Consider the following 26098-nt stretch of genomic DNA (forward strand, 5'->3'; position numbering starts at 1 on the left):
TGGGCCCCGGCGGGGGTTTGTTGAAAGTGGTATGACCACGATCTCGGGCCCTGCTGCTGCGTCCATCTCCGGCACCACGTCCGGCGTCGCCGACTTCTGGTTCGACCCGATGTGCCCGTTCGCCTGGATCACCTCGCGCTGGATGCTCGAGGTGGAGCAGGTGCGTGACGTCGAGGTGCGCTGGCACGTGATGAGCCTCGCCTACCTGAACCGCGACAAGGACATCCCCGAGAGCTACCGGGCCCTCCTCGAGCCGGCCTGGGGTCCCGTCCGGGTCCTGATCGCGGCGGCCCAGCGCCACGGCGACGAGGTGCTGCTCCCGCTGTACACGGCCCTGGGCACCCGGATCCATCTGGAGAAGCAGCCGGTGGACCGGGAGATGATCGCCGCGGCCCTGGCCGAGGTCGGGCTCGAGGAGCATCTGGTCGAGGCGATGGACGATCCGGCGTACGACGACGCGGTGGCGCGCTCGCACCACGAGGGCATGGACCAGGTGGGCGACGACGTCGGCACGCCGACGATCTCGATCAACGGCTCCGCGTTCTTCGGTCCGGTGCTGAGCAGCATCCCCCGCGGCGAGGTCGCCGGGCAGCTGTGGGACGGGGCCGTGGCGCTGGCCGCATACCCCGACTTCTTCGAGCTCAAGCGCACGCGCACCGGCGAGCTCGATTTCAGCTGAACCCGTTCAGCTCAACCCGGCGAGGATCTGGGCCAGCACGATCTTCGTGATCATCGCCGCCGGGTAGACCAGCGCATACCCGATGCCGACCCGCAGGTCGGCGCCGGTGCGCTCGTTCGCGTAGGCGAGCACGGCGGGCTGGGTCTGCGCCCCTCCGAGAACGCCTGCGGTCTGCCGAGGCCGGCTCCGCGCCAGCCTGGCAGCGACGGAGAGCGCGACCGCGGCCACCGTCGTGACCACGAAGCCGAGGACGGCCACCTTCCAGCCCAGCTGCGAGGTGACGGCGTCCGCGAACCGGCTGCCGGCCACCGTCCCGGCATAGGCGAGGAACGTGATCATCCCGAACGTCGAGAGCGAGCTGGCCGCCCCGTGGGACATCGAGGTCACCACGGGGCCGATCCGCCCGAGGTGGCCGAAGAGCAGCCCGACCAGCAGCGTGCCGGCCGCGGCGCCCAGCGAGAACCCGCCGCCCGGGAGCGGGACGGGGACCATGCCCACGAGCACGCCGAGCATCATGCCCAGCGCCAGTCCGGTGGGGTTGATGTCGGAGATGCCCCGCTCGGAGTCGCCGAGGTAGGTGCCGACCGTCGCCATCGTCGACTCCGGGCAGATCACCCGCAGGCGGTCGCCCATCTGCACGACGAACCCCGGGTGCGCCACCAGGTCGACGTCGCCCCGACGGACCCGGCTGGCGGTCGCGCCGTACCGGTCGAGCCCGAGCTCGTGCACGGTGCGTCCGGCGAGGGTGGCGTTCGACAGGGTGATCCTGCGGTAGTCCAGGTCGTGGCGGTCCTCGACGATGTTGTGCGACGACCGGTGTCCGAGCTCCGCCGTGACCTGCTCGACCAGCCCCCTCGGCCCGACCGCGGTCACCAGGTCGCGCTGCGCGAGCACCTCGTCCTCGCCGGCGAGCTGGGTGTGGCTGGCCGCGTGCTGGTGCTTGAGGCGGGTGAAGGCGACGTCGCCGCCGTACCGCTCGGTGAGCTCCCGGACGGTCACCGGTGCCTCGCGGTCGACGCGGATGGTCTGGTGCACGAGCGGCTCGTCCACGGCCTCCTCGGAGTCGTGTCGCAAGGCCCAGGCGACCGCGAGCATCATGCCGACGACGCCCCACAGGTAGGTGATCGAGTAGCCGATCGTGGGACCGCCCGGGTCGGCGGCCCGCTCGCTGGCGGCGGCCAGCGCCGGGGTGTTGGTGAGCGCGCCGGCGAAAGAGCCCGCGATCACAGGTGGCGTCAGGCCGAGCGCCTCGCCGACCGCGTAGGCGACCCCTGCGGCAGCGGCGACGACAAGGGCGACGGCGGCCATCAGCCGCCACCCGGTGCGCAGCGACCCGAAGAAGGTCGGCCCGCTGATCACGCCGACCGTGTAGGCGAACATCACCAGGCCCAGCGTGCCCACGGCTTCCGGCAGCTGGAGCGGGTGGTCCCGCGCCGTGCCGAGCGACGAGACCCCGATCGCTCCGAAGAGTACGGCCGCCGGGCCGATCGGTACGCCGAGCAGGCGGATCCGGCCGAGCGACGCACCCAGCGCGAGCAGGCAGGTCAGCAGCAGGACCGGCTCGTCCGCGAGCCGCGCGAGCACGGAGTCCATGCCGCCATCCTTCTCCACCCGAGCGGCTGGCGGAGCCCGCGGAGCAAGATGCAGGACCTCAGGCCCCCGGATCGGTGACCGACGACCCTCTCCGGCCGACCGGACTCAGCCGGTCACACCGGGGGCAGCGTGATCGTCGTGCGGACCAGGTTGTGGTCCGACGGGATCGTGCCGAGCCAGTTCTTCAGCGGGTCGAGGTCGAGCACGAGCTCCCAGCTCTTCACCACCAACGCATTGGTGGCGAAGACGTAGTCGATGTCCTGGGCGATCTTCTCGGTGGCGGGGTCGGTCTGGTCGTCGCAGGTCTGGAGCACCCGGAAGCCGTTGAAGCTCGCGCACTGTGCGTTCGCGGTCGTCAGGGCGCGGGCGGTGCTGACGAGGAGGTTCGGGTCGGAGGGGTCCTGGTCCTTGCCGATGAGCGTGTCGCCGAACCCCGCCGTGACCATCTGGGGCAGGTGGATCTGCGCGGCGAGGTTGGCCCCGCGTGCGCCGCCGCGCGGTGAGTTGAAGTCGCCGGCCAGCACGACCGGGAGGCCCTGGGTGAGGCTCGGGTCGGAGAGGTGCGCGATCAGCTGGTCCCACTCGGCACTCCGGACGGTGTTGCTGTCGGGCTTCTCGGGCGGCACCAGGTGGACGCTGCCGAAGAAGAACCGCTGGCCTCCCTCCCGGTCCTGGAAGATCGCCCAGGCCAGGTGGGGGTGGGTGGTGCTCGGGGAGGCGAGGAGAATCGATCCCGAGGTCTCCAGCCGCAGCCGCGCGGTGTCGAACAGGATGCGCGTGCCGACCGACGCCGACGGCGCGAGGCTGGTGGCCTCGTAGTGCCGTCCGCTCGCGTTGAGCCGGTTGCGGAGGTCGATCATCTGGTTGGTGCAGAGGGTGGCGAACTTCGCGTAGGACTGGTTCGCCTCCTGCAGCGCGATCACGTCCGGCGGCACGGCGGCGGCGCTGCGCGTCGTGGCGGCACCGAGCAGGAGCGAGGCCACCCGGCCGGCGCGGGCGCGCCAGCGCTGCTCGGGGTGGTCGGGCGAGTCGAGGTTCATCGTGCGGATGTTGAAGCTCGCGACCCGCAGGTCGGTGCTCTTGCCGGTGGCGACGGCCGGCGTCGGGTCGCCGAGGTCGCCGACGGTCGGGCAGGGCACGGGCGGGGTACGTCGTACCAGCCGGTGGCTCCAGGAGCTGAGCAGCCGGCCGCGCCCGCCGCGGGCGGCGACGGCCACCTGCACGAAGTAGCGGGTGTTCGCCGCGAGCCCGGTGATCTGCGCGTGGTGCTGCCGGGTGGCGAGCCGGCGTGACCCGGCCATCGAGCGATGCAGGCTCCAGCGCACGCGGTAGCCCGGGGCCTTGCGCACCCAGTGCCATCGCACCGAGAGCGAGCTCTGGTCCGCCGACGTGGTGCGCAGCGAGCGCGGTGCCGGACGGTGTGCCGCCCCGGCCGGCCCGGCGACCGCCACCAGCGTGCACGCCACTGCGAGCACGACCCCGACCACGGCCGTCGTTCGCAGCCGTCGCACCCCACGCGCCATGGAAGTCCCCCCGAGGAAGTTGGTGCGTCGAGGCTAACCCGGACGGCCCGCCGAGCGGCGTCCATCTGCTGAATAGGATCGGCCCATGACACGTCTGCCCCGGTCGAGAGTGCTCAGCGCCGTCGCCTGGCCCTACGCCAACGGCCCGCGCCACATCGGCCACGTGGCCGGCTTCGGCGTGCCGTCCGACGTGTTCAGCCGGTACATGCGGATGGCCGGCCACGACGTGCTCATGGTGTCCGGCTCCGACGAGCACGGCACCCCGATCCTCATCGCCGCCGACGAGGCGGGCATGACCCCGCAGCAGCTGGCCGACCAGAACCACCGGCTGATCGCCGAGGACCTGGTCAGCCTGGGCATCTCCTACGACCTCTACACCCGCACGACCACGCGCAACCACCACGCCGTGGTCCAGGAGATGTTCCGGGGGGTCTACGAGAACGGCTACTTCGTCGAGCAGACGACGTACGGCGCGATCTCGCCGTCCACGGGCCGCACCCTGCCGGACCGCTACATCGAGGGCACCTGCCCGATCTGCGGGTACGACGGCGCGCGCGGCGACCAGTGCGACAACTGCGGCAACCAGCTCGACCCGGCCGACCTGATCAACCCCCGGTCGAGGATCAACGGCGAGGTCCCGGAGTTCATCGAGACCCAGCACTTCTTCCTGGACCTGCCGGCGCTGGCCGACGCCCTGTCGGCCTGGCTCGACGAGCGGGAGGCCTCCGGCACGTGGCGGCCGAACGTGATCCGGTTCAGCCAGAACATCCTGAAGGAGATCCGGCCGCGGTCGATCACCCGCGACATCGACTGGGGCATCACGATCCCGCTCGACGGCTGGCGCGAGAACCCGACGAAGAAGCTCTACGTCTGGTTCGACGCGGTGATCGGCTACCTCTCGGCGTCGATCGAGTGGGCCCGGCGCCTGGGGGAGCCCGAGCGCTGGCGCGACTGGTGGAACGACCCCGAGGCGCTGTCCTACTACTTCATGGGCAAGGACAACATCACCTTCCACAGCCAGATCTGGCCGGCCGAGCTGCTCGCGTACGACGGCCGGGGCAGCAAGGGCGGCACCACCCACGAGCTCGGGCAGCTCAACCTGCCGACCGAGGTGGTCAGCTCGGAGTTCCTCACGATGGAGGGCCGGAAGTTCTCCTCGTCGAAGAAGGTCGTGATCTACGTGCGCGACCTGCTCTCGCGCTACCAGCCCGACGCCTTCCGCTACTTCGTGGCGGCCGCCGGCCCGGAGAACCAGGACAGCGACTTCACCTGGGCCGAGTTCGTGCGCCGCACGAACGACGAGCTGGTCGCCGGCTGGGGCAACCTGGTGAACCGCACGGCGACCCTGATCCACAAGAACTTCGGGGAGATCCCACCGGCCGGCGAGCTCACCGCCGAGGACGAGGCGGTGCTCGCGACCGCCGAGGCGGCGTTCGGCACGGTCGGTGACCTGATCGCGCGGCACCGCCAGAAGGCCGCGATCGGCGAGGCGATGCGCGTCGTCGGCGAGGTGAACAAGTACGTGTCCGACTCCGAGCCGTGGAAGCTCAAGGGCAACGAGGCACGCGAGCGTCTCGGCACGGTGCTGCACGTGATGGCTCAGTGCGTAGCCGACCTCAACCTCGTGCTCTCGCCGTTCCTGCCCTTCTCCGCGAACGCCGTGGACGAGGTCTTCGGAGGCACCGGCGACGTGCAGCCGATGCCGCGCATCGAGGAGGTCGAGGACCTCGACGGCGGCGCGCCGTACCCGGTGATCACCGGTGAGTACTCCGGCGCGGCCGGCTGGGGTCGGCAGCCGGTCAAGCCGGGCACCGCGGTGGGCAAGCCGGTCCCGGTCTTCACCAAGCTCGACCCGTCGGTCGTCGACGAGGAGCTCGCCCGCCTGGAGGCGTAAGGTGCGGCCGGGGGAACCGAGCCGGACCGCGTACGGCGCGGCGGCGCACCGCGCGGTCCACCAGGAACTCGAGGGCGGACGGATCTTCCGCGACCCGCTGGCCTGGAGGATCCTCGGCGCCGACCGCGAGACCGTGCTCGCGCGTGCCCGGGAGGCGGACCGACCGTGGCTGCGGCAGTTCATCGCCGTGCGGCACCGTTTCGCGGAGGACCGTCTCGCCGCCGCCGTCGAGCGCGGCACCCGGCAGGTCGTGGTGCTCGGTGCCGGGCTCGACACGTTCGCCTACCGCAACCCGTACGCCGGGGTGGTCGTCTTCGAGGTCGACTTCCCGGCCACCGGCGCATGGAAGGCCGAGCGCCTCGGTGAGGCCGGCATCCCCGTGCCGGAGGGCACGGCGTTCGTGGGCTGCGACTTCGAGCGTGAGGACTTCCGGGAGCGTCTGGTCGCGGCCGGGTTCGAGGCCGGCCGACCGGCGTACTTCCTGTGGCTGGGGGTCGTCCCCTACCTCTCGCGGGAGGCCGTCGAGACGACGCTCGGCCGGATCGGCGGCCTGCCCGGGGCCGAGGTGGTCCTCGACTACGCGGCTCCGACGGCCGGTCTGTCGCGGCGCGACCGGGCCACCCGCGCCGCGTTCGAACGTCGGGTCGCCGCCCTCGGCGAGCCCCTGACCGGGAGCTGGTCACCCGAGGACATGGCCGGGATCCTCCGACGCGCAGGGTTCGACCAGGTCGAGGACCTCGGCCGTGCCGAGATCATGGAGCGTCTCCTCGACCTGCCGGCCGACACTCCGGGCGGTGGCGGGCACGTGGTCCATGCCCGGGCATCGCTCAGTCCTGGATGAGCACGCGCACCGAGGGCAGCTGGGCCAGCGCGTTGATCACGACCGAGAACACGAAGAAGGCGATCGCGAGCGCGTGGTGGCCGCTCGCCCACAGGCCGGCGGAGGTCAGCGTGAAGACCAGCACCTTCGTGACCGGCCGGACGACGGGACCGCCGAAGCGTGCCTTGGGCGAGGCGAAGAGGAACCAGACCACGACGGTGAGCAGGCCCGCGGCGATCGCCAGCCAGACATTCGCCACGTGGGCGCCCCAGACCGCCGCTGCCGCGATCGCGAGCAGCTCGTCGAGGAACACCAGGAGCAGCACCGTCCAGCCGAGGATCGCCATGGCACGAAACCTAGGGCGGCTCCCTAGGCTGTGCCCGTGAACGCGCCGATGCACCTGTCCTCCTTCTTCGTCAGCCAGCGGCTCACGATGATGGTCAACCGCTACGAGATCAGGGCCGCCGGAGCCGACGGCAAGCCGGGCCAGCTGATGGCCCTGGCCCAGCAGAAGCGGCTCGCGTTCAAGGAGCAGGTCACCTTCTACTCCGACGAGGAGCGCACCCACCCGGTCTTCTCGTTCAAGGCCCGCAAGACCATCGACCTCGCGTCGGGCTACGACGTCCACGACGAGTTCGGCAACCAGATCGGGTTCTTCCGCAAGGACTTCGGCAGGAGCCTCCTCCGCTCGACCTTCCACCTCAGCGGCCCCGGCATCGAGGCGACCGGGCAGGAGCGCAACGTCGTCGTCGCGATCGCCCGGCGGGTCGTCGACTTCCCGTTCGCCTTCCACTTCGACTTCGTCGACGCGTCGGGCCAGCCGGTCATGAGCGTCGAGCGACAGTTCTCGGTGCGTGACCGGTACTCCGTCACCGTGCCCGATCCCCGCCTCGACTTCCGCCTGGCCGCGGCGATGGCGGTCGGCCTCGACGCCCTCATGGCGCGTTGAGGCGGCGGGAATGGCGCTCCACCCCCAGGCCCGGCCCACCGTCGCGGCGTACGCCGAGGAGGTGCACGTCCACGACCCCGGCTTCGACCTCGAGCGGGCCCGCGCCGACGAGCGCGCCGCGGCCGCGCCCGAGCCGCGCGACCCGGTCGACGAGGTCACCGAGGTGGACGCCGACGGGGTGCCGTGCCGCCTCTACCGGCCCGCCGGGGCCGACGCGCTCGTCCTGCACCTCCACGGCGGAGGGTTCGTCTTCCACGACCTCGACACGCACGACGCCGCGGCCCGCCGGCTGGCGAACAGCGCCGGCGCCGCGGTGCTGAGCGTCGGCTACCGCCGCGCGCCCGAGCACCGCTTCCCGGCCGCGCCGGACGACGTGGACACCGTCCTCGGCTGGCTCGGGCGGGAGTCGTCCGGCCTCGGCCTCGACCTGCCCACCCACGTCCACGGCGACAGCGCGGGCGGCAACCTCGCGCTCGTCGCCGCCCTGCGCAACCCCGGCCGCTTCGCGAGCGTGGTCCTGCTCTACCCCTTCCTCGACCCGGAGGCGCGCTTCGACTCCTACCGCACCGCGGCCGACGGGTTCGACGCCGGCGAGGCCGCCTGGTACTGGGACCAGTACGCCGACCCGGCCGACCGCACCGACCCCGACGTCGCGCCGCTGCTCAGCGACCGGCTCGGCGCGCTGCCGCCGACCCTCGTGGTGACCGCGGAGCACGACCCGCTGCGCGACGAGGGCGAGGAGCTGGTGCGGCTCCTGGCCGAGGCCGGGGTCGAGGTCGTGGGCACGCGCTACCTCGGGCAGGTGCACGGCTTCTGGCGCCACGTGGGCGTGTTCGACGCCGCCCGGGCCTGCGTCGCCCAGGTCGCCGGCTTCCTCCGCCAGCACGGCCGTTGACGCCCGGCCGCCGGCGAGCGACCGAGGGCGCCACTGGTCTGCGCCCCGCGTCGGGCCGCCGATAACCTGCTCCCCATGCGCGTGCACCTGGGATCCGACCATGCCGGCCTCGAGCTGAAGGAGCACCTCCTCGCCTGGCTCCGGGACAACGGCCACGAGCCGGTCGACCACGGCCCCTTCGTCTACGACGCGGTCGACGACTACCCGGTGTTCTGCCTGCGGGCGGCCGAAAGCGTCGCCGCCGACCCGGGCAGCCTCGGCGTGGTGATCGGTGGCTCCGGCAACGGCGAGCAGATCGCCGCCAACAAGGTCAAGGGCGTCCGCGCGGCGCTGGTGTGGAACGCCGACATCGCCGTGCTCGCCCGGGAGCACAACGACGCGAACGTGATCTCGGTCGGCGGGCGGATGCACTCGGTCGAGGACATGACCCACTTCGTCGACGTGTTCATCCGGACGCCGTTCAGCGGCGAGGAGCGGCACTCCCGCCGGATCGGGATGATGTCGGCGTACGAGCAGACCGGCGAGCTGCCGCCGCTGCCGGACTCGGCCAAGGGCCTGGGGCCGGATGCCTGAAGGGCACACCCTGCTGCGGCTCGCGCGTGAGCTGACCGCTGCGTTCGGCGGCCGTCCCGTGCGCGTGAGCAGCCCGCAGGGCCGCTTCGCCGCTGACGCCGCGCAGGTCGACGGGTCGCTGTGCCTGGGCGCCGAGTCGGCCGGCAAGCACCTCTTCGTCCAGCTCGCCGGCGAACGCTTCATCCACGTCCACCTCGGACTGATCGGCAAGTTCGACGTCGCCGCGGGGCCGGCACCCGCCCCGGTCGGCCAGGTCCGGCTCCGGCTGCAGAACGACATGGCGTACGCCGACCTGCGCGGTGCCACCCAGTGCGACCTGGTCGGTCCGGAGCGTCGCGACCTGGTCGTCGCCGGTCTCGGGGCCGACCCCCTGCGCGCCGACGCGGACCCGCTGCGGGCCTGGGGCCGGATCTCGCGCAGTCACCGGCCGATCGGCGACCTGCTCATGGACCAGGCGGTCGTCGCCGGCGTCGGCAACGTCTACCGCGCGGAGATCCTCTTCCGGCACCGGATCCACCCGCTGCGGCCCGGAAAGACCCTGCGCCGTGCCCAGTTCCTCGCGCTGTGGGCCGACCTGGTGGAGCTGATGGAGTACGGCGTCCGCACCGGGCGGATCGACACGGTCCGCCCCGAGCACACCCCCGAGGCGATGGGGCGGCCGCCCCGCAGGGACGACCACGGCGGGGAGGTCTACGTCTACCGCCGCCACGGGCAGGACTGCCTGGTGTGCGGGTCGCGCGTCCGCACCGACACCTTGGTCGGCCGCAATCTGTTCTGGTGCGCGCGGTGCCAGCCCGTCTTCCGCTCGCGGGCCGTAGGCTGACCGTCCGATGCGTCACCACGTCGGTTGCCCTGCTTGCGTGTGCCACGTCTGCCGTGCGGAGCCCCGTTCCGCGTCCCGTCGACCCGAGGTTCAGCCGTGACCAGCTTCGACCGCGTCGTGTCCCGACCGCGCGACCGCTTCCGTGACTGGAGGATGCGCGTCCGTCGGCAGGTCGTGGAGTCCGACCGGCCCGCGCTGATCTTCCTGGTCCTGCTGACCCTCGTGATCGTCGTCGGCGGCGTCGTCGAGGTCGACCTCGTGCCCCAGACCACGATCCTGCTGCCGATCTTCCTGGCCAGCCTGTGGCTCGGGCCCCGCACCCTGCCGTGGTTCGTCATCTACGCACTGGTCGGGGTCGTGGTCCTGCTCGCGGTGCAGCCGTCGATCAGCTCGCGCACGGTGATGCGTGTGGTGGTCACGTTCGTGATCGCGCTGCTGGTCATCGTCACGTCGTTCCGGCGCAGCCGCCTGGGGGTGTCCGGGCCGCGTGGGGAGTCGATGTTCGTCGACCTGCGCGACCGGATCTCCAAGCAGGGCGTGATCCCCGACCTTCCCCTCGAGTGGTACGTCGACTCGGCCACCCGGTCGGCGGGCGGCACGTCGTTCGGCGGGGACTTCATCGTCGCCAGCCGGGCCACGGACGGCTCCACGCTCGAGCTGATCGTGGTCGACGTGTCGGGCAAGGGCATCGAGGCCGGCACCCGGTCCCTGCTGCTCTCCGGCGCGTTCGCCGGCCTCGCGTCCGCGGTGACCCCGGACCGGTTCCTCGTCGACGCCAACGAATACCTGCTGCGCCAGGACTGGGACGAGGGCTTCGCGACGGCGATCCACCTGCACCTCGACCTCCGCTCCGGCGACTTCGAGCTGCGCAAGGCGGGTCACCCGCCGGCGATCTGGCTCCACGCAGGGTCGGGCCGGTGGTCGGTGCTCGACTCCGACGGACCGATCCTCGGTCTCATGGAGGACGCCACCTTCGAGGTGGTCCGCGGCCGGCTGCTGCCCGACGACGGCCTGTTGATGTACACCGACGGCATCGTCGAGACGGTGAGCCGCGACATCGGGAGCGGCATCGACAAGCTCGCCGGGCGCGCCCAGCTGCTCTTCCCGACCGGTTTCGGGCGGGCGGCCCAGAAGCTGATCTCGGACCTGTCGACCAGCAACGACGACGCCGCCCTGGTGCTCGTCCACCGGCAGCGGGTCCTGCTGCCCCGCTGACCCGGGCCGTTCGGCCCGTGCGCCGCGACCCGCCCGCGGAGGAGGCTGGAGGCATGGCGAACAACACCGGCGCGGCCGCGGGCGGCGGCGCACTCTACGGGCTGGGCATCTTCGGTGCGCTGGTCTGGTTCTGGCAGCAGGCCGACGGCTTCTGGGAGCACGCATTCTCGCTGGTCCAGGCCGTGTTCTGGCCCGCGTGGATGGTCTACCGCGCCTTCGACGCGCTCCCGCACTGAGCCCGGAGCCTGCCCGGAAAGCGGATAGTCCGGCACGTTCGGACGCTGGAATCGGGCAGATCTGCGTCGGATCGTGCCGGACTATCCGGCGTTGCGGAGCGGATGACGGGAATCGAACCCGCGTAGCCAGTTTGGAAGACTGGGGCTCTACCATTGAGCTACATCCGCGTGGCCCCGAGCCGGTGCCGGAGCACCCCGCCGAGGCCGCGCACCATGGTGCCACAGCGAGCAGCGGCCACACGATTCGGGCGGCCGCCCGCGCGTCCTCTAGACTCACCGGGCTGGTCCCGGCGGCGTCTCGCCGGGCCGCGACCGGGGCGTAGCGTAGTGGCTAGCGCGCCTGCTTTGGGAGCAGGAGATCGCAGGTTCGAGTCCTGTCGCCCCGACCCCGTGCACCGCCGTGACGCCGAGAGTTCCGGCACCCTCCCGGTCCCCGGCGCTGGGTACGGTGCTCGCGTGATCTCCCTGGACGCCACGGCGAGCGAGCCGCCGTACGAGCAGATCCGCCGGCAGGTCGCCGACCAGGTCGAGCGTGGCGAGCTGCAGCCGGGAGACCGGCTGCCCACCGTGCGCGCGCTCGCCGACGAGCTCGGCCTGGCGGCGAACACCGTCGCCCGCGCCTACCGCGAGCTGGAGCACTCGGGGGTCATCGAGACGCGGGGGAGGGCCGGGAGCTTCGTCACCGGCGACCTCGTCGAGCGGCGTGCCAAGGAGGCCGCCGCGGACTACCTGACCAGGACGCGGGCGCTCGGGCTCTCCGGCCCCGAGGCGCTGGCACTGGTCCGCCGCCTGGTCGATCACCCGGTCCGGCCCTGACCGGCCGCCGACCGTGATTTCGGCCGGTCACGAGGGCTGAAGTAGGCTGACCTGTCGGTGTGGCGCGCCCGTGGAGAAGACGGTCTGTCGCCCCGACCGCACCGAGACCATCGCACCAAGGAGAACCCCTGTGAAGAGCGCCGTCGAGACGCTGAACCCCACCCGCGCCAAGCTCACCGTCGAGGTGGAGTTCGCCGAGCTCAAGCCGAGCCTGGACGCGGCGTACCAGCGCATCGCCAAGCAGGTGAACATCCCCGGCTTCCGCAAGGGCAAGGTGCCGCCCCCGGTCATCGACCGCCAGGTCGGCCGCGGGGTGGTGCTCGACGAGGCGATCAACGAGGCGCTCCCGAAGCTGTACGTGCAGGCGCTCGAGGAGAACGACCTCCAGCCGCTGGCCCAGCCCGAGATCGACATCACCCGGTTCGAGGACAACTCCACCCTGGAGTTCACCGCCGAGGTCGACGTGCGGCCCACCATCGACGTGCCGGCGTACGACGACCTGACCATCCAGGTCGACGACATCGTCGTGACCGACGACGAGGTCGAGGAGCAGGTGCAGAACCTCCGCGAGCGGTTCGCGACGCTCAAGGACGTCGAGCGCCCCGTCCAGGACGGCGACGTGGTCACCATCGACCTGGTCGCGAGCAAGGGCGGCGAGACCGTCGAGGGCGGCGAGGTCAACGGCTACTCCTACAAGGTCGGGTCGGGCCAGCTGATCGACGGCGTCGACGAGGCCCTGACCGGGCTGAGCGTCGGCGAGGAGAAGACCTTCCAGAGCCAGCTGCTCGGCGGCGAGGCCGCCGGCGAGGACGTCGACGTGCTGGTCAAGGTCTCCTCGGTCAAGGAGCAGGAGCTGCCCGAGTTCGACGACGACTTCGCCCAGACCGCCTCGGAGTTCGACACGGCCGAGGAGCTGCGCGAGGACGTCCGCACCCGCCTCGAGCGCGGCAAGCGCCTCGAGCAGGCTGCCGCCGCCCGTGACGCGGTCCTCGAGAAGCTGCTCGACAGCGCCGAGATCCCGCTCCCCGAGGCGACCGTGGGCGCCGAGATCGCGGGTCGCCGCCAGGAGATCGAGCAGCAGCTCATGTACGCCGGGCTGACCATGGAGCAGTACCTCGACAACGAGAAGCAGACCGTCGACGAGTTCGAGGCGGACCTCGAGAAGCGCGTCCGCGATGCGATGGCCGCCCAGTTCCTGCTCGACGAGGTCGCCAAGAAGGAGCAGATCGGCGTCGACCAGGCCGAGCTCTCCCAGCACCTGATGCGGCGGGCCCAGCAGTCCGGGCAGAACCCCGACGACTTCGTGAAGCACATGGTCGAGCACAACCACATCCCGGAGATGGTCTCGGAGGTCGTGCGCGGCAAGGCCCTGGCGATGATCGTGGAGGGTGCCACCGTCACCGACGCCTCCGGCAACCACGTGGAGCTGAAGAACCTCCGTCCCGACGGCACCATCGGCGAGCCCGAGGCGCAGGCGGACGACGCGGCCGAGGCCGCCGACGAGGGCTCCGAGAAGGACTCCGCCGGGGAGTGACCGCCTCAGTGGACGATTGTTCACTGATTGTGATGCAGCACGCAGCCGTGGGTCGTTGACACTCGATCCGCGGCTGCGTTGACTTCCGGCCATGTCGCAGACCACGCGTCCGAGCCCCCGGAGCCGCCGTGACCGCGCGGGGGTGCTCGAGGCCGCCGCGCTCGCCACGGAGCACGCGGAGAGCCTGGTGCTCTCGGCCGCTCGCGACATCCACGGCTCGGTGGCCGGCCGCGTGCACGGCGTGCTGGACCGCGTCGCCGGCGGCCCCACGATCAGCCACCGGGCCCACGACGGCATCTCGCGCGTCGTGTACGGCGGGGTCGGGCTCGGCCTGAAGGCGGCGACCCGGGGCCTGCGGGCCGCGGACCGCCTCGGTCTCGGCGGCCCGATCGAGGACTCCCCGCGCGGCCGCTTCGTGGTCTCGGCGGTCAACGGCCTGATCGGCGACCGGCTCGTCGCCGAGGGGTCGCTGCTCGCCATCGAGGCGGGTGTGCGGCACCGGGGGCGCGACGTGCCCCTCGACCCGGGCTCGCTGGCCGCGGCCTTCCCCGAGGCCTCGGACGCGCTCGTGGTCTTCGTGCACGGGCTGTGCGAGACCGAGCACTACTGGGACCGGCGCAGCCGGCCCCGCCCGGCGGACGGCCGCACGCACCCGTCGTACGGCGCCCGGCTCGCGGCCGACGAGGGTTGGTCCCCGGTCTACGTGCGGGCGAACACCGGCCTGCCGATCGCTGAGTCCGGGGTGGCCCTGAGCTCCCTGCTCACCCGACTCGTCGAGGCCTGGCCGACCGAGGTGCGCCGGATCGCGCTGGTCGGCCACTCGATGGGCGGGCTGATCGTCCGCAGCGCCTGCGCGGTCAGCACGGCGGCCGACCGCGACTGGACCGAGCACGTCACCGACGTGGTGCTGCTCGGCGCGCCCCACCTGGGCTCTCCGGTGGAGAGGAGCATCGCGCGCGGCGTGCGGCTGGCCAACAAGGTGCCCGAGCTGACCCCGTTCGCGCGCGTGTTCGAGCAACGCTCCGCGGGGGTCCTGGACCTGCACGACGGGCCGGCCGACGAGGTCGCGCACGTGCCGCACGCGCGCTACCACCTGGTCGCGGCGACGCTCACCCGCTCGTCCCGGCACCCGCTGGCCTCGACCGTCGGCGACCTCCTCGTGCCGTTCCGGTCCGCGGCCGGCCTGCTGCCCACCGGCGAGGAGATCTTCCCCGGCGCGGACGTCCTCCACGTGCCGTCCGCCGACCACTTCGACCTGCTCAACCACGACGCGGTCTACGAGGCCCTCCGCGGGTGGCTGGCCCACGCGAGTGCCCGCACGTCCTCGGGGAGGCCGGCATGAGCGCGGCGGCAGCGCGCGAGCTGCGGGCCGAGACCACGATCGCCGCGCCGCCGGCGACCGTGTGGGCCGCGCTCGCGGACCTGCGCCGGATGCCCGAGTGGAGCCCCGAGCTGCTCCGGATGGTCCCGCTGCGGTCCGGTGGGCTCCGGCTCGGCCAGCAGTACGTCGGCGTCAACCGTCGCAAGGCGGTCGTGTGGCCGACCCGCAGCGTGGTGGCCGCCCTGGAGCCGGAGCGCACGCTCGCCTGGGACACCCGGTCCAGCGGCGCCCGCTGGATCTACGAGCTGAGCCCGGAGGGCGTCGGCACCCGGGTGGTGCACCGTCGGCCGGTTCCGAAGCGGATCACGCTCGTGAGCCGCGTCTTCGCCCCGCTCTTCCTCGGCGGCTCGGACGGCCACGCCGACGAGCTCGAGCAGGGCATGGCGCAGACGCTCGCCCGGCTCAAGGCGGCGCTCGAGCGCTGAGCCGGATCGGGTGGTCCAGTACCGAATCCGCTGTGGGCGAACATCGACCCTTTGCCCGTGGATTTGCGGGCGGGTACGTCTAGGGTCAGGTGCGTGAACCAGATCTCCCTGACGACAGCGCCCTCCGCGACGGGCCCCCAGATGAACGGCGGGGCCGGCATGAACGGCCTCGACGACCACATCTACCAGCGGCTGCTCCGTGAGCGGATCATCTTCCTCGGCTCCGAGGTCCGCGACCAGAACGCCAACGCGATCTGCGCGCAGCTCCTGCTGCTCTCCGCGGAGGACCCTGAGGCGGACATCTTCCTCCACATCAACAGCCCCGGCGGCTCGGTCGACTCGGGCATGGCGATCTACGACACGATGAACTACATCCCCAACGACGTCGCCACCGTCGGCATGGGCCTGGCGGCCTCGATGGGCCAGTTCCTGCTCTGCGCCGGCGCGAAGGGCAAGCGCTACGCCCTCCCGCACGCCCGGATCATGATGCACCAGCCCTCGGGCGGCATGGGCGGCTCGGCCTCCGACATCAAGATCCAGGCGCAGCAGTCGCTGCACATCAAGCAGGTGCTGTTCGAGCTGATCGCGCAGCACACCGGGCAGGAGCTCGACCAGGTCGAGCGCGACGCCGATCGCGACCGCTGGTTCACCGCACCGGAGGCCAAGGAGTACGGCTTCATCGACCACGTGATCACCAGCGCCCTCCAGGCCGCCGACGAGGGCCGTCCGGCCCGGAACAAGGACTGAGACATGAACTACTACATCCCCCAGTGGGAAGAGCGGACGTCGTACGGCTTCCGGCGCATCGACCCGTACGCCAAGCTCTTCGAGGACCGGATCATCTTCCTCGGCACCCCGATCAGCGACGACATCGCCAACGCGGTCATGGCCCAGCTGCTGTGCCTCGAGTCGATGGACCCCGACCGGGACATCAGCATCTACATCAACAGCCCGGGTGGCTCGTTCACGGCGATGACCGCGATCTACGACACCATGCGGTTCATCCAGCCGGACGTGCAGACCGTGTGCCTGGGCCAGGCGGCCTCGGCGGCGGCGATCCTGCTGGCGGCCGGCACGCCGGGGAAGCGGATGGCGCTGCCGAACAGCCGGATCCTGATCCACCAGCCGTACACCGAGGGCACCTACGGCCAGTCCTCGGACATCGAGATCCAGGCCAACGAGATCCTGCGGATGCGTGAGCTGCTCGAGGTGATGATCGCCGAGCACTCCGGGAAGACGCAGGAGGAGGTCAGCCTCGACATCGAGCGCGACAAGATCCTGACCGCTCAGGGAGCGGTCGACTACGGCCTGATCGACTCGATCCTGGAGTCCCGGAAGGCCGCGGCCCTCGTCTGAGGGCGTGCCGCGTTTGTGTCGTGTCCGGCCCCAAACCGCGCCCGAACGGGGTACGGTCGGAGGAGCGCACGACGCCAGCGCAGTGGCCTGCGGGTCCTGATGGTGCAGTGAACTGACGCCGACGTCCGGTCGGCACGGATGAGGGGAGACGTCGCCCGTGGCACGCATAGGTGACGGTGGAGACCTGCTCAAGTGCTCGTTCTGCGGAAAGAGCCAGAAGCAGGTCAAGAAGCTGATCGCCGGCCCCGGCGTGTACATCTGCGACGAGTGCATCGACCTGTGCAACGAGATCATCGAGGAGGAGCTCAGCGAGACCGCTGAGGTCGGCCTCGAGGAGCTGCCGAAGCCGCGGGAGATCTTCGAGTTTCTGAACTCCTACGTGATCGGCCAGGAGACCGCGAAGAAGTCCCTCGCGGTTGCGGTCTACAACCACTACAAGCGTGTCCAGGCCGGCGTCTCCAGCGCGGCCGCCAAGAGCAACAAGGACGACGCCGTCGAGGTGGCCAAGTCCAACATCCTGGTGATCGGCCCGACCGGCTGCGGGAAGACCTACCTGGCCCAGACCCTCGCCCGGATGCTCAACGTCCCGTTCGCGATCGCCGACGCGACCGCGCTCACCGAGGCCGGCTACGTCGGCGAGGACGTCGAGAACATCCTGCTCAAGCTGATCCAGGCGGCCGACTACGACGTGAAGAAGGCCGAGACCGGGATCATCTACATCGACGAGATCGACAAGGTGGCCCGCAAGGCCGAGAACCCCTCGATCACCCGCGACGTCTCCGGCGAGGGCGTGCAGCAGGCGCTGCTGAAGATCCTCGAGGGCACGACCGCGTCGGTGCCCCCGCAGGGCGGGCGGAAGCACCCGCACCAGGAGTTCATCCAGATCGACACGACCAACATCCTGTTCGTCGTGGGCGGCGCGTTCGCCGGGCTCGAGCACATCGTCGAGCAGCGGGTCGGGAAGAAGACGCTCGGCTTCACCGCGGAGATGCGGCTGACCAAGGAGGCCGAGGCGGACGAGATGTTCGCCCAGGTGCGTCCCGAGGACCTCGTCAAGTTCGGGTTGATCCCCGAGTTCATCGGCCGGCTGCCGCTGATCGCCCACGTGAACAAGCTCGACCGCGAGGCGCTGACCCAGATCCTCACCGAGCCCCGCAACGCGCTGATCAAGCAGTACCAGAAGCTGTTCGAGCTCGACGGCGTCGAGCTGGAGTTCACCGACGACGCGATCGCCGCGATCGCCGAGAAGGCGATGGAGCGGGGCACGGGCGCCCGCGGCCTGCGGGCGATCATCGAGGAGGTCCTCCTCAACGTGATGTACGACGTGCCGTCCCGCGAGGACGTCGCGAAGGTCGTCGTCACCGGTGAGGTCGTCTCCGACAACGTCAACCCGACGCTGATCCCGCGCGAGCCCGAGGCGAAGAAGAAGAAGTCCGCCTGATCCGAGCCGCGTCAGCGGATCGGATCGATGGTGGTGAGCAGCGAGCGCGACCGAGGCACGAGGTCGCGACCGAGCGTGCCGAAACCTGGTGACGGGCGCGCAGAGGCGACGTACGCGCCAGCGGCCTCGATCGCTGGTTGATCTCTCCGCTGCATGGCCCGATCGGGTCATGTGCACGCGTTCACGAGGCCCCTAGCCTGTGAGGTGGACGAGGGAGAACGCCCACGAGCCGGCGCGTCCAGGCTCTGCAACTCGGGAGAGAGTCAACTGTGAACGCGAACCACGCGCGGCCGATGCTGGCGTTCTGGGTGCTCGCGGCCGTGGCCGCGTTGATCACCGGCCTCGGCCTGCGCGACGGCGGCTCCGCGGTGACGGTGCGCGCGGGGTCACCCTCCCCGGTGAGCCGCAGCGGGTCGCCCGAGCTCGTCCTCGGTGGTCAGCTGCGTTCGGTCCCCGGCGCCCAGTCCACCGGCGCGTCGCGCGTGGGCGCGCTCTCCGCCGCCGCGGTCGAGTACGCCGCCCGGGAGGCCGCCTCGGCCTCGGCATCGGCGTCGGCGTCGGCGTCGGCGGACCATGCCTCCGTCTCCGCCCCGACGGCACGGAAGAAGAAGTCCGCCTCGAGCAGCGCCGGCACGCCGCTGACGACAGCGTCGGCGTCCGCAACCACCTCGCCGGCGCCACGGCCGGACCGGAGGCACCACCACGGGTCCGGCACCGGGTCGACCACCGTCACGGCCACGGCGACGACCAGCCCGACCAGCACCTCGCCGGGCAAGGGACACCAGGGCACGCCGGGACAGGGGTCCGGCGGGCCGGGGAACTCCGCCGGGCACTGAGCCACGGGCAGCTGCTCGGGCAGCCTGCTCGGGGCCGCGCGCCGGCGGGGCCCGGCCGGCTACTCCTCGGCGAGCTCGGCGACGACGGTCAGCTCGGTGGCGTCGGGCTGCGCCGTGAAGACCAGCTCGCCCGTGATCTTGCCGACCTTGCGGAGGTCGTCCGCGGCCGCCTCGGCGGCGGCGACCAGGGCGGCCGGCCCGACGACCTCGGCCCGCGCGACCTCGGCACGCATCGACACCTTCGCCTGCGACTTGGCGCCGCGGATGCCGGCCAGGGCGGCTGCCACGGCCTCCAGGATCGCGCCGTCACCGGCCTCGGCCGCCGCGAGCTCACCGGCCGTCGGCCAGGCGGCGTGGTGCACCGATCCCTCCTGCCACCACGACCAGACCTCCTCGGTCACGTACGGCAGGAACGGTGCGAGGAGCCGGAGCTGGACGTGCAGCGCGACCGCGAGCGTCGCCTTGGCCGACTCGGTGGCCGGTCCGCCCTGCTCGTCGTACGCGCGCTCCTTGACCAGCTCGAGGTAGTCGTCGCAGAACTCCCAGAACGACTTCTCGATCCGCTCCAGGGCGGTGGTGTAGTCGTAGGCGTCGAAGGCCTGGGTCGCCTCGTCGACGACGCCGAGGAGGCGGGTGACCAGGGCGCGGTCGACCGGCTCCGTGATCGCCTGCGGGTCCGGGCGGGTGGCGCCGACGCCGTCGAGGACGAAGCGGGAGGCGTTGAGCACCTTCATCGCCAGCCGGCGACCGACCTTCATCTGGGTCTCGTCGAACGGTGAGTCCAGGCCGGGCCGGGACATCGCCGCACGCCAGCGGACCGCGTCGGCGCCGAACTTCTCGAGGATCTCGTTCGGCACGACGACGTTGCCCTTGGACTTCGACATCTTCTTGCGGTCGGGGTCGACGACGAACCCGGAGATCGCGGCGTGCGACCAGGGCACGACGCCGTTCTCGTGGTGGGCGCGGACCACCGTCGCGAACAGCCAGGTGCGGATGATGTCGTGCGCCTGCGGTCGCAGGTCCATCGGGAACGTCCGCTCGAACAGGTCCTGGTCGCGCTCCCAGCCGGTGGCGATCTGCGGGGTGAGTGAGGACGTCGCCCAGGTGTCCATCACGTCGGGGTCGCCGATGAAACCACCGGGCTTGCCGCGCTGCGACTCGTCGTACCCGGACGGCGCCTGGGACGAGGGGTCGATCGGCAGCTCTGCCTCGGTCGGGAGGAGGGGGTGCTCGTAGTCGGGCTCGCCCTCGTCGTCGAGCGGGTACCAGACCGGGAAGGGGATGCCGAAGAACCGCTGGCGCGAGATCAGCCAGTCACCGTTGAGCCCGTCGACCCAGTTGGTGTAGCGGTGCTGCATGTACTCCGGGGTCCAGTCGATCTCCGACCCGCGCTCGATCAGCTCCTTGCGCAGGTCGGTGTCGCGGCCGCCGTTGCGGATGTACCACTGCCGCGTGGAGACGATCTCGAGCGGCTTCTCGCCCCGCTCGTAGAAGTTGGTCATCCGCTGGGTCGGCTTCGGCTCGCCGTCGAGGTCGCCGCTCGCGCGGAGCTTCTCGACCATCGCCTCGCGGGCGCTGAACGTGGTCTTGCCGGCCAGGTCGGCGTACGCCGAGGCGGCCGGCTCGTGCGCCAGCCACTCCGGCGTCTCGCGGTGCAGCCGGCCGTCGCGACCGATCACGGTGCGCACCGGCAGCTGCAGCTCGCGCCACCACTGCACGTCGGTCAGGTCGCCGAAGGTGCAGCACATCGCGATGCCGGCACCCTTGTCGGGCTCGGCGGCCTCGTGGGCCAGGACCGGGATCTCCACGCCGAAGACCGGCGAGGTCACCGTGGTGCCGAACAGCGCCTGGTAGCGCTCGTCGTCCGGATGGGCGATCAGCGCCACGACCGCCGGGATCAGCTCGGGACGGGTCGTCTCTATGTAGATCGGACCGTCGGCCCCGTGGAAGGCGACGCGGTGGTAGGCCCCGGCGTACTCGCGGGCCTCGAGCTCGGCCTGCGCCACCGCGGTCTGGTAGGTGACGTCCCACAGCGTGGGCGACTCCTGCAGATAGGCCTCGCCGCGGGCGAAGTTGCGCAGGAAGGCCCGCTGGGACACGGTCTGCGCGTCCCGGCCGATCGTGGTGTAGGTCTGCGACCAGTCGACGGACAGGCCGAGGGTGCGCCACAGCGACTCGAAGACCTGCTCGTCCTGCTCGACGAGGCGCTCGCAGAGCTCGACGAAGTTGCGCCGGCTGATCGGCACCTGCCGCTTCGGGTCCGGCTTCTCCGGCGGGGTGAAGTCGGCGTCGTAGGGCAGCGAGGGGTCGCAGCGGACGCCGAAGTAGTTCTGCACCCGGCGCTCGGTGGGCAGGCCGTTGTCGTCCCAGCCCATCGGGTAGAACACCGACTTGCCGGTCATCCGCTGGTAGCGGGCGATCAGGTCGGTGTGCGTGTAGGAGAAGACGTGCCCGACGTGCAGGCTCCCCGACACCGTCGGCGGGGGAGTGTCGATGGAGTACACGTTCTCCCGCGGCTGGCTGCGGTCGAACGCGTAGGTCTCCTCCGCCTTCCAGCGCTCGGCCCAGGTGGCCTCCAGGCCCTCCAGCGCCGGCTTGTCCGGTACGACGACCGCGCGTGCTGCGGTCGCCGTGGACAAGGACTGGCCCGAAGGGCGCTGGGTCTCGGTCATGGCCGAAATGTTACGGGCGGCCGCTGCGGCGGCGAAAACGCGTTCTCCGCATGGACCCCGGTGGCTAACCTCCGGCACATGACCGTCGACCTGGAGTTCCTCGACGACCCCGAGGCGTTCCTCGACGCGGCCGGTGCGCTGCTCGCCGCGAGCCCGGTGGAGTCGACCGTCGTGGCCAGCGTGACGGCCCGGCTCGTCGCCGATCCGGAGGCGGTCGGCGGGGACGTCCCGCGCTGGTGGCTGGTGGTCCGTGACGGCGACCGGCCCGTGGTCGAGCGGGCGAACCTGGTGCTGGCGTAGTCGTCTCGGCGAGCGGGTGGTGCGGCTGCGCGAGAGTGTGGTGAGCGGGCGACGCGGCTGCTTGCAGGGGAGCAGCTCGATGGCCCGTTCGGCGTACTTCCGCGCAGTAGGAGTGCCCGCTCGGCGTACCCGGGAGCAGCTTCAGTGCCCGCTCGGCGTACCCGGGAGCAGCTTCAGTGCCCGCTCGACGTCCTTCGCTCAGGCGTCGAGCGGGTCGAGCACGGTGTGGTCGGTCAGGCCGGCCGAGAGCAGGGCGACCTGCTCGCGGGCGTCGCCGAGCCAGTGGTTCAGGGCGGTCAGGCGCGAGGCGTAGTGGCCCACGGCGTACTCCGCGGTCATCCCGATGCCGCCGTGCAGCTGGATCGCCTCCTGCCCGATCAGGCGCCCGGCGCGCGCGGTCTGCAGCTTGGCCCGCGCCGCGGCGTGGCGCACCGCGACGGGGTCGTCGCTCTCGGCGGCGACCAGGGTTGCCCACGTGACGATGCTCCGCGTGAGCTCGAGGGCGGTGTAGAGGTCCGCGGCCCGGAAGGTGAGCGCCTGGAAGCGGTTCAGGGTCACGCCGAACTGCTTGCGCGTGGTCAGGTACGCCGTGGTCATCCGCAGCGCGGTGTCCATCGCCCCGAGCGCCTCGTGGCAGGCCGCGATCTGGGCCTGCGCCTTCACCAGCGCGACGACGTCGGTCGCGTCGCCGCCGGCTCCGAGCGGCGTCACCGCGCCGCGGTCGAGCTCGAGACGGGCCGCACGGCCGCCGTCGTGCGTGCGGTACGCCGTGACGCCGTCGGGGCGCGGGCCGACGAGCACCTCGCCGCCGACGTTCCAGACGATCGTGTCCGCGCGGGCGCCCTGCACGACCGGCTCGGCGACCTCGCCCTCGGCGTACGCGAGGAGGCGCTCGCCCGACGCCAGACCTCCGAGCAGCTCGGCACGTTGCTCGTCGCTGCCCAGCGCGGCGACCAGGCCGCCGGCCAGGACCACCGACGCGACGTACGGCTCGGGCGCCAGGACGCGTCCGATCTCCTCGCAGACCACCGCGACCTCGACCGGCCCGGCGTCCATCCCGCCGTCGGCCTCGGCGAACGGCAGGCCGAGCACGCCCATCTCCGCGAGCCGGCCCCAGAGCCCCTCGTCGAACCCGGGATCCTCCCCGGTCACGTGCCGGCGGCGCTCGGCGTCGACCGCAGGGTCGTAGCCCTTGAGCAGCCCGCGGACCGCGTCGCGCAGGGCCTCCTGCTCCTCGTCCAGCGTGAAGTCCATGTCCTTCTCCCTACAGTCCGAGGATGGTGCCGGCGATGATCTGGCGCTGGATCTCGTTCGAGCCGCCGTAGATCGAGGCCTTGCGCAGGTTCAGGTACGTCGGTGCGCTCAGCGCCGCCCACTCCGGCACCGTGTCCGAGCCACTGGCCAGCGAGAGCGGCCCGGCGAGGTCGACGGCCAGCTCGGAGACCGCCTGCTGCAGCTCGGTGCCCTTGAGCTTCAGGACCGACGAGGCGGGGTGGGGCTTGCCGTCGGAGGAGTGCGCGACGACCCGGAGCGCGGTGAGCTCCAGGGCGAGCAGCTCGTTCTCCAGCTCGACGAACCGCGCCGCGGTCAGCTCGTCGTCGAGCGCGCCGGACTCCTGCGCGATCTCCTTCAGCCGGGCCAGCGCCCGCTTCGTGGCCCCGACCGGGGCGACGCCGACGCGCTCGTTGCCGAGCAGGAACTTGGCGTAGCTCCAGCCCTGGTTGACCTCGCCGACGAGCAGATCGCCAGGGACGCGCACGTCGTCGAAGAACACCTCGTTGACCTCGAAGCTGCCGTCGATCAGCTCGATCGGGCGCAGCGTGACGCCGGGGGAGTCCATCGGGAAGAGGAGGAACGAGATGCCCTGCTGCTTGCGCTCGGCCTCCGGGTCGGTGCGGGCCAGGCAGAAGATCCAGTCGGCGTGCTGGCCGAGCGTCGTCCAGGTCTTCTGGCCGTTGACGATCCAGTCGTCGCCGTCGCGGACGGCCCGCGTGGTCAACGAGGCGAGGTCGGAGCCGGCGTTCGGCTCCGAGAACCCCTGCGCCCACCAGATGTCCAGGTTGGCCGTCGGCGGCAGGAACCGCTCCTTCTGCTCCTGGGAGCCGAAGTTCGCGATCACCGGACCGACCATGTTCGCGTTGAACGCCAGCGGCGGTGGCACGCAGGCCAGCTGCATCTCCTCGTGCCAGATGTGCCGCTGCAGGGGAGTCCAGTCCCGGCCGCCCCACTCCACGGGCCAGTTCGGTACGGCGAGCCCGGCGGCGTTCATGACCCGCATGGTCTCGACGTAGTCGTCCTTGCCGACGTGGTGGCCGGTGGCCACGGTGTCCCGGACGTGCTGGGGGATCTCGGTGGTGAAGAAGGCCCGCATCTCCTCGCGGAACGCGGCCTCCTCCTCGGTGAGTCGCAGCCTCATGCCGCGAGGTTACTCACCAGTTGCCCACGGCGCACCGGCGGGTTTCGGCAGGCTCGACCACCGGGGTTTCGGCAGGCTCGACCACCGGGGTTTCGACCGGCTCGACCACCGGTTCCGAAACCTCACCAGACCAGGACGGGCTTGACCACCTTGCCGGCCAGGACCTCCTCGACCGCGGTGTTGATCTCGGTGAACGGGTAGGTGGTGACCAGGTCGTCGACGTCGAACTGCCCGGCCGCGTTCATCGCGATCAGCCGCGGCACCATCTCCTGCGGGTCGGCGTCGCCCTCGACCGAGGACCGCACGACCTTGCCGTTCTGGAGCAGGTCGATCGCGTCGATGGGGTACTCCTCGGCGCCGAGGCCGAGGGCGACCAGCGTGCCCCGCGGCGCGAGCGACTGCTGGGCCTGCTTCACGACCGCCGGGATCGCCGTCGTGTCGATCGCGTACGACGCGCCACCGCCGGTCAGCTCGCGGACCCGGTCGAGGACCGGGGTCGCCTCGGTCGGGTCGAGCCCGGTCGCGCCGTACCGGCCGGCGATCTCGCGCCGGCTCGCCAGCGGGTCGACGGCGACGAGCGTGCCGACCCCGGCGTGCTGCGCCGCGGCCAGCGCCGCCAGGCCCACCGCGCCGACGCCGTAGACGACCAGGCTGTCCGCGCTCGTCGGCTGGAGCACGTTGAGCACCGTGCCCGCGCCGGTCTGGAACCCGCAGCCGTAGGGCGCGAGCCGGGTCAGGTCGAGTGACCGGTCGACCACGACGCAGTTGTCGGCGTACGCGATCGCGTGCCGGGAGAGGCTGGACTGGCCGAAGAACGACCCGAACACCGGTGCGCCGTCGCGGGTGTAGGTGGTCGACCCGTCCATGCGCATGCCCATGTAGTTGATCAGCAGCGAGGACTCGCAGTAGCCGACGTGGCCCCTCGTGCAGGACGCGCAGGTGCGGCAGGAGCGGAAGCTCAGCACCACGTGGTCGCCGACCTCGATGCCGGTGACGTCCGCGCCCACCTCCTCCACGACGCCGGCGCCCTCGTGGCCGAACACGTTGGGGAACATCTCCGGGGGCAGGAACCCCTTCATCGTGATGTCGGTGTGGCACAGGCCGGTGGCCACGATCCGCACCAGCACCTCGTCGGCCCGGGGCCCCTCCAGGTCGACCTCCTCGACGGAGAAGGAGCCACCCTGCTCGTTGACGACGGCGACGGTTGTCCTCATGCCTCACGCTCCAGCCAGAAGTAGTAGGGGTCAGCCGTCCCGAACACCGGCTCGAGCTTGCCGTTCATGATGCCCATCACCGTCTGCCCGTCGACGGCCTTGAAGTGGTCGAGCACCGCCATCGCGTCGTAGACCAACGTCGCGGTGACCTCGCCGCGGAACCGGACGTCCCACAGCGAGGCGCTGCCACCCCCGGCGGCCGCGGTGTTCGCGTAGAGAACGCCGTCCTGTCCCCGGCAGATCAGCGGGTGCGCCTCGAGCGGCGAGTCGAACCGCTTGCCGTGCCAGCCGATCTTCCCGAGCAGCGCGCTCGCGGGATGGCCGGTGTCGAAGTCGCCGCCGTGCCAGCTGCCGAGCATCTCCTCGACCCGGACCGGTGCGAGGTCCGACCAGAGCGCGTCGAGGTCGGCGGGCGCGGGCCCGGGGGCGGCGGCGAGGGCGTCGAAGCGGGCGCGGAGGCTCACCCGCCCACCCTAGTGGAACACGTTCTAGGTTTCGAGGTGTCGA

At 71.5% G+C, this 26098-nt stretch carries 26 protein-coding genes and 2 tRNA genes; 19 read left to right on the forward strand and 9 right to left on the reverse strand.

Going from position 1 to position 26098, the window contains the following annotated elements:
* Positions 1-31: 31 nt before the first annotated feature.
* Positions 32-679: a DsbA family oxidoreductase gene (locus EFL26_RS12290; protein WP_123223157.1), complete on the forward strand. Its 648-nt coding sequence runs from the start codon at positions 32-34 to the stop codon at positions 677-679.
* Between the two features lie 6 nt (positions 680-685).
* On the opposite strand, the gene EFL26_RS12295 is transcribed toward EFL26_RS12290, so the two are convergent.
* Both EFL26_RS12295 and EFL26_RS12300 read right to left on the reverse strand, forming a co-directional pair.
* Positions 686-2272: an aspartate:alanine exchanger family transporter gene (locus EFL26_RS12295; protein WP_123223158.1), complete on the reverse strand. Its 1587-nt coding sequence runs from the start codon at positions 2270-2272 to the stop codon at positions 686-688.
* 113 nt (positions 2273-2385) lie between these two features.
* On the reverse strand, positions 2386-3783 hold the full coding sequence (locus tag EFL26_RS12300; RefSeq protein ID WP_183408165.1) for an endonuclease/exonuclease/phosphatase family protein: 1398 nt from the start codon (positions 3781-3783) through the stop codon (positions 2386-2388).
* A gap of 97 nt (positions 3784-3880) precedes the next feature.
* Here EFL26_RS12300 and metG point away from each other — a divergent pair, with 97 nt between their 5' ends.
* Both metG and EFL26_RS12310 read left to right on the forward strand, forming a co-directional pair.
* Complete coding sequence (metG, locus tag EFL26_RS12305; RefSeq protein ID WP_123223160.1) at positions 3881-5689, forward strand: methionine--tRNA ligase; 1809 nt, start codon at positions 3881-3883, stop codon at positions 5687-5689.
* Position 5690: 1 nt separating this feature from the next.
* Positions 5691-6530 carry a class I SAM-dependent methyltransferase gene (locus EFL26_RS12310; protein ID WP_123223161.1) on the forward strand — a complete coding sequence of 280 codons (840 nt, stop codon included), beginning with the start codon at positions 5691-5693 and terminating at the stop codon, positions 6528-6530.
* On the opposite strand, the gene EFL26_RS12315 is transcribed toward EFL26_RS12310, so the two are convergent.
* On the reverse strand, positions 6517-6855 hold the full coding sequence (locus EFL26_RS12315; protein ID WP_123223162.1) for a DUF2568 domain-containing protein: 339 nt from the start codon (positions 6853-6855) through the stop codon (positions 6517-6519). The two genes, EFL26_RS12310 and EFL26_RS12315, sit on opposite strands and share 14 nt — an antisense overlap.
* Before the next feature lie 36 nt (positions 6856-6891).
* On the opposite strand from EFL26_RS12315, the gene EFL26_RS12320 reads away from it, so the two are divergent.
* From EFL26_RS12320 to EFL26_RS12345, 6 genes are all read left to right on the forward strand, one after another.
* Complete coding sequence (locus tag EFL26_RS12320) at positions 6892-7458, forward strand: LURP-one-related family protein (RefSeq protein ID WP_246000168.1); 567 nt, start codon at positions 6892-6894, stop codon at positions 7456-7458.
* 10 nt (positions 7459-7468) lie between these two features.
* A complete protein-coding gene (locus EFL26_RS12325) occupies positions 7469-8353 on the forward strand; it encodes an alpha/beta hydrolase (protein ID WP_123223163.1) in 885 nt (294 codons plus the stop codon).
* Between the two features lie 75 nt (positions 8354-8428).
* Positions 8429-8926, forward strand: a complete 498-nt coding sequence (locus tag EFL26_RS12330; protein WP_123223164.1) for a ribose-5-phosphate isomerase — start codon at positions 8429-8431, stop codon at positions 8924-8926.
* Positions 8919-9749 carry an Fpg/Nei family DNA glycosylase gene (locus EFL26_RS12335; RefSeq protein WP_123223165.1) on the forward strand — a complete coding sequence of 277 codons (831 nt, stop codon included), beginning with the start codon at positions 8919-8921 and terminating at the stop codon, positions 9747-9749. Before EFL26_RS12330 ends, EFL26_RS12335 begins: the two co-directional genes overlap by 8 nt.
* A 96-nt stretch (positions 9750-9845) precedes the next feature.
* A complete protein-coding gene (locus EFL26_RS12340; RefSeq protein ID WP_123223166.1) occupies positions 9846-10964 on the forward strand; it encodes a PP2C family protein-serine/threonine phosphatase in 1119 nt (372 codons plus the stop codon).
* Positions 10965-11017: 53 nt separating this feature from the next.
* The gene (locus tag EFL26_RS12345; protein WP_123223167.1) at positions 11018-11200 is read left to right on the forward strand and encodes a hypothetical protein; all 183 of its coding nucleotides are present in this window, start codon (positions 11018-11020) and stop codon (positions 11198-11200) included.
* A gap of 97 nt (positions 11201-11297) precedes the next feature.
* Here EFL26_RS12345 and EFL26_RS12350 read toward each other — a convergent pair.
* Positions 11298-11368: transfer RNA gene (locus tag EFL26_RS12350), tRNA-Gly, on the reverse strand.
* A 145-nt stretch (positions 11369-11513) separates the two neighbouring features.
* Between EFL26_RS12350 and EFL26_RS12355 the strand changes: the two genes are divergently transcribed.
* The 9 genes from EFL26_RS12355 to EFL26_RS23880 all read left to right on the forward strand — a co-directional run bounded on the left by EFL26_RS12355 (position 11514) and on the right by EFL26_RS23880 (position 18989).
* Positions 11514-11586, forward strand: a tRNA-Pro gene (locus EFL26_RS12355).
* Positions 11587-11656: 70 nt separating this feature from the next.
* Positions 11657-12016, forward strand: a complete 360-nt coding sequence (locus EFL26_RS12360) for a GntR family transcriptional regulator (RefSeq protein WP_183408166.1) — start codon at positions 11657-11659, stop codon at positions 12014-12016.
* 130 nt (positions 12017-12146) lie between these two features.
* Complete coding sequence (tig, locus tag EFL26_RS12365; protein WP_123223169.1) at positions 12147-13550, forward strand: trigger factor; 1404 nt, start codon at positions 12147-12149, stop codon at positions 13548-13550.
* A gap of 91 nt (positions 13551-13641) precedes the next feature.
* Complete coding sequence (locus EFL26_RS12370; RefSeq protein ID WP_148046697.1) at positions 13642-14892, forward strand: alpha/beta hydrolase; 1251 nt, start codon at positions 13642-13644, stop codon at positions 14890-14892.
* Positions 14889-15356 (forward strand): SRPBCC family protein, encoded by a 468-nt coding sequence (locus EFL26_RS12375; RefSeq protein ID WP_148046698.1) that lies wholly within the window; start codon positions 14889-14891, stop codon positions 15354-15356. The genes EFL26_RS12370 and EFL26_RS12375 overlap by 4 nt, the downstream gene beginning before the upstream one ends.
* Before the next feature lie 141 nt (positions 15357-15497).
* Positions 15498-16103: an ATP-dependent Clp protease proteolytic subunit gene (locus tag EFL26_RS12380; protein WP_183408208.1), complete on the forward strand. Its 606-nt coding sequence runs from the start codon at positions 15498-15500 to the stop codon at positions 16101-16103.
* A gap of 3 nt (positions 16104-16106) precedes the next feature.
* Entirely contained in the window at positions 16107-16712 is a 606-nt protein-coding gene (locus tag EFL26_RS12385; RefSeq protein WP_123223172.1) for an ATP-dependent Clp protease proteolytic subunit, read from the forward strand.
* A gap of 157 nt (positions 16713-16869) precedes the next feature.
* Entirely contained in the window at positions 16870-18153 is a 1284-nt protein-coding gene (clpX, locus tag EFL26_RS12390; RefSeq protein WP_123223173.1) for an ATP-dependent Clp protease ATP-binding subunit ClpX, read from the forward strand.
* Positions 18154-18422: 269 nt separating this feature from the next.
* A complete protein-coding gene (locus EFL26_RS23880; protein ID WP_148046699.1) occupies positions 18423-18989 on the forward strand; it encodes a hypothetical protein in 567 nt (188 codons plus the stop codon).
* A 59-nt stretch (positions 18990-19048) separates the two neighbouring features.
* Here EFL26_RS23880 and valS read toward each other — a convergent pair whose 3' ends face one another.
* Positions 19049-21661: a valine--tRNA ligase gene (gene valS / locus EFL26_RS12400; RefSeq protein WP_123223175.1), complete on the reverse strand. Its 2613-nt coding sequence runs from the start codon at positions 21659-21661 to the stop codon at positions 19049-19051.
* 78 nt (positions 21662-21739) lie between these two features.
* On the opposite strand from valS, the gene EFL26_RS12405 reads away from it, so the two are divergent.
* Positions 21740-21961 carry a hypothetical protein gene (locus tag EFL26_RS12405; protein WP_123223176.1) on the forward strand — a complete coding sequence of 74 codons (222 nt, stop codon included), beginning with the start codon at positions 21740-21742 and terminating at the stop codon, positions 21959-21961.
* Between the two features lie 198 nt (positions 21962-22159).
* On the opposite strand, the gene EFL26_RS12410 is transcribed toward EFL26_RS12405, so the two are convergent.
* The 4 genes from EFL26_RS12410 to EFL26_RS12425 form a co-directional block, all read right to left on the reverse strand.
* Positions 22160-23215 (reverse strand): acyl-CoA dehydrogenase family protein, encoded by a 1056-nt coding sequence (locus EFL26_RS12410; RefSeq protein ID WP_123223177.1) that lies wholly within the window; start codon positions 23213-23215, stop codon positions 22160-22162.
* Positions 23216-23225: 10 nt separating this feature from the next.
* Positions 23226-24377 (reverse strand): acyl-CoA dehydrogenase family protein, encoded by a 1152-nt coding sequence (locus EFL26_RS12415; RefSeq protein ID WP_123223178.1) that lies wholly within the window; start codon positions 24375-24377, stop codon positions 23226-23228.
* Positions 24378-24499: 122 nt separating this feature from the next.
* Positions 24500-25591, reverse strand: a complete 1092-nt coding sequence (locus tag EFL26_RS12420; RefSeq protein WP_123223179.1) for an NAD(P)-dependent alcohol dehydrogenase — start codon at positions 25589-25591, stop codon at positions 24500-24502.
* Positions 25588-26055, reverse strand: a complete 468-nt coding sequence (locus EFL26_RS12425; RefSeq protein WP_123223180.1) for a DUF4334 domain-containing protein — start codon at positions 26053-26055, stop codon at positions 25588-25590. The genes EFL26_RS12420 and EFL26_RS12425 overlap by 4 nt, the downstream gene beginning before the upstream one ends.
* Positions 26056-26098 lie beyond the last annotated feature (43 nt).

The organism is Nocardioides pocheonensis, assembly GCF_003725535.1.
Classification (GTDB): domain Bacteria; phylum Actinomycetota; class Actinomycetes; order Propionibacteriales; family Nocardioidaceae; genus Marmoricola; species Marmoricola pocheonensis.

Excerpts from the sequence above, each read along its gene's own strand:
- EFL26_RS12290 (WP_123223157.1), top strand. The coding sequence starts at position 32 with ATGACCACGATCTCGGGCCCTGCTGCTGCGTCCATCTCCGGCACCACG.
- EFL26_RS12295 (WP_123223158.1), bottom strand. The coding sequence starts at position 2,272 with ATGGACTCCGTGCTCGCGCGGCTCGCGGACGAGCCGGTCCTGCTGCTG.
- metG (WP_123223160.1), top strand. The coding sequence starts at position 3,881 with ATGACACGTCTGCCCCGGTCGAGAGTGCTCAGCGCCGTCGCCTGGCCC.
- EFL26_RS12315 (WP_123223162.1), bottom strand. The coding sequence starts at position 6,855 with ATGGCGATCCTCGGCTGGACGGTGCTGCTCCTGGTGTTCCTCGACGAG.
- EFL26_RS12325 (WP_123223163.1), top strand. The coding sequence starts at position 7,469 with ATGGCGCTCCACCCCCAGGCCCGGCCCACCGTCGCGGCGTACGCCGAG.
- EFL26_RS12330 (WP_123223164.1), top strand. The coding sequence starts at position 8,429 with ATGCGCGTGCACCTGGGATCCGACCATGCCGGCCTCGAGCTGAAGGAG.
- EFL26_RS12335 (WP_123223165.1), top strand. The coding sequence starts at position 8,919 with ATGCCTGAAGGGCACACCCTGCTGCGGCTCGCGCGTGAGCTGACCGCT.
- EFL26_RS12345 (WP_123223167.1), top strand. The coding sequence starts at position 11,018 with ATGGCGAACAACACCGGCGCGGCCGCGGGCGGCGGCGCACTCTACGGG.
- EFL26_RS12370 (WP_148046697.1), top strand. The coding sequence starts at position 13,642 with ATGTCGCAGACCACGCGTCCGAGCCCCCGGAGCCGCCGTGACCGCGCG.
- EFL26_RS12375 (WP_148046698.1), top strand. The coding sequence starts at position 14,889 with ATGAGCGCGGCGGCAGCGCGCGAGCTGCGGGCCGAGACCACGATCGCC.
- EFL26_RS12380 (WP_183408208.1), top strand. The coding sequence starts at position 15,498 with ATGAACGGCGGGGCCGGCATGAACGGCCTCGACGACCACATCTACCAG.
- EFL26_RS12385 (WP_123223172.1), top strand. The coding sequence starts at position 16,107 with ATGAACTACTACATCCCCCAGTGGGAAGAGCGGACGTCGTACGGCTTC.
- valS (WP_123223175.1), bottom strand. The coding sequence starts at position 21,661 with ATGACCGAGACCCAGCGCCCTTCGGGCCAGTCCTTGTCCACGGCGACC.
- EFL26_RS12405 (WP_123223176.1), top strand. The coding sequence starts at position 21,740 with ATGACCGTCGACCTGGAGTTCCTCGACGACCCCGAGGCGTTCCTCGAC.
- EFL26_RS12410 (WP_123223177.1), bottom strand. The coding sequence starts at position 23,215 with ATGGACTTCACGCTGGACGAGGAGCAGGAGGCCCTGCGCGACGCGGTC.
- EFL26_RS12415 (WP_123223178.1), bottom strand. The coding sequence starts at position 24,377 with ATGAGGCTGCGACTCACCGAGGAGGAGGCCGCGTTCCGCGAGGAGATG.
- EFL26_RS12420 (WP_123223179.1), bottom strand. The coding sequence starts at position 25,591 with ATGAGGACAACCGTCGCCGTCGTCAACGAGCAGGGTGGCTCCTTCTCC.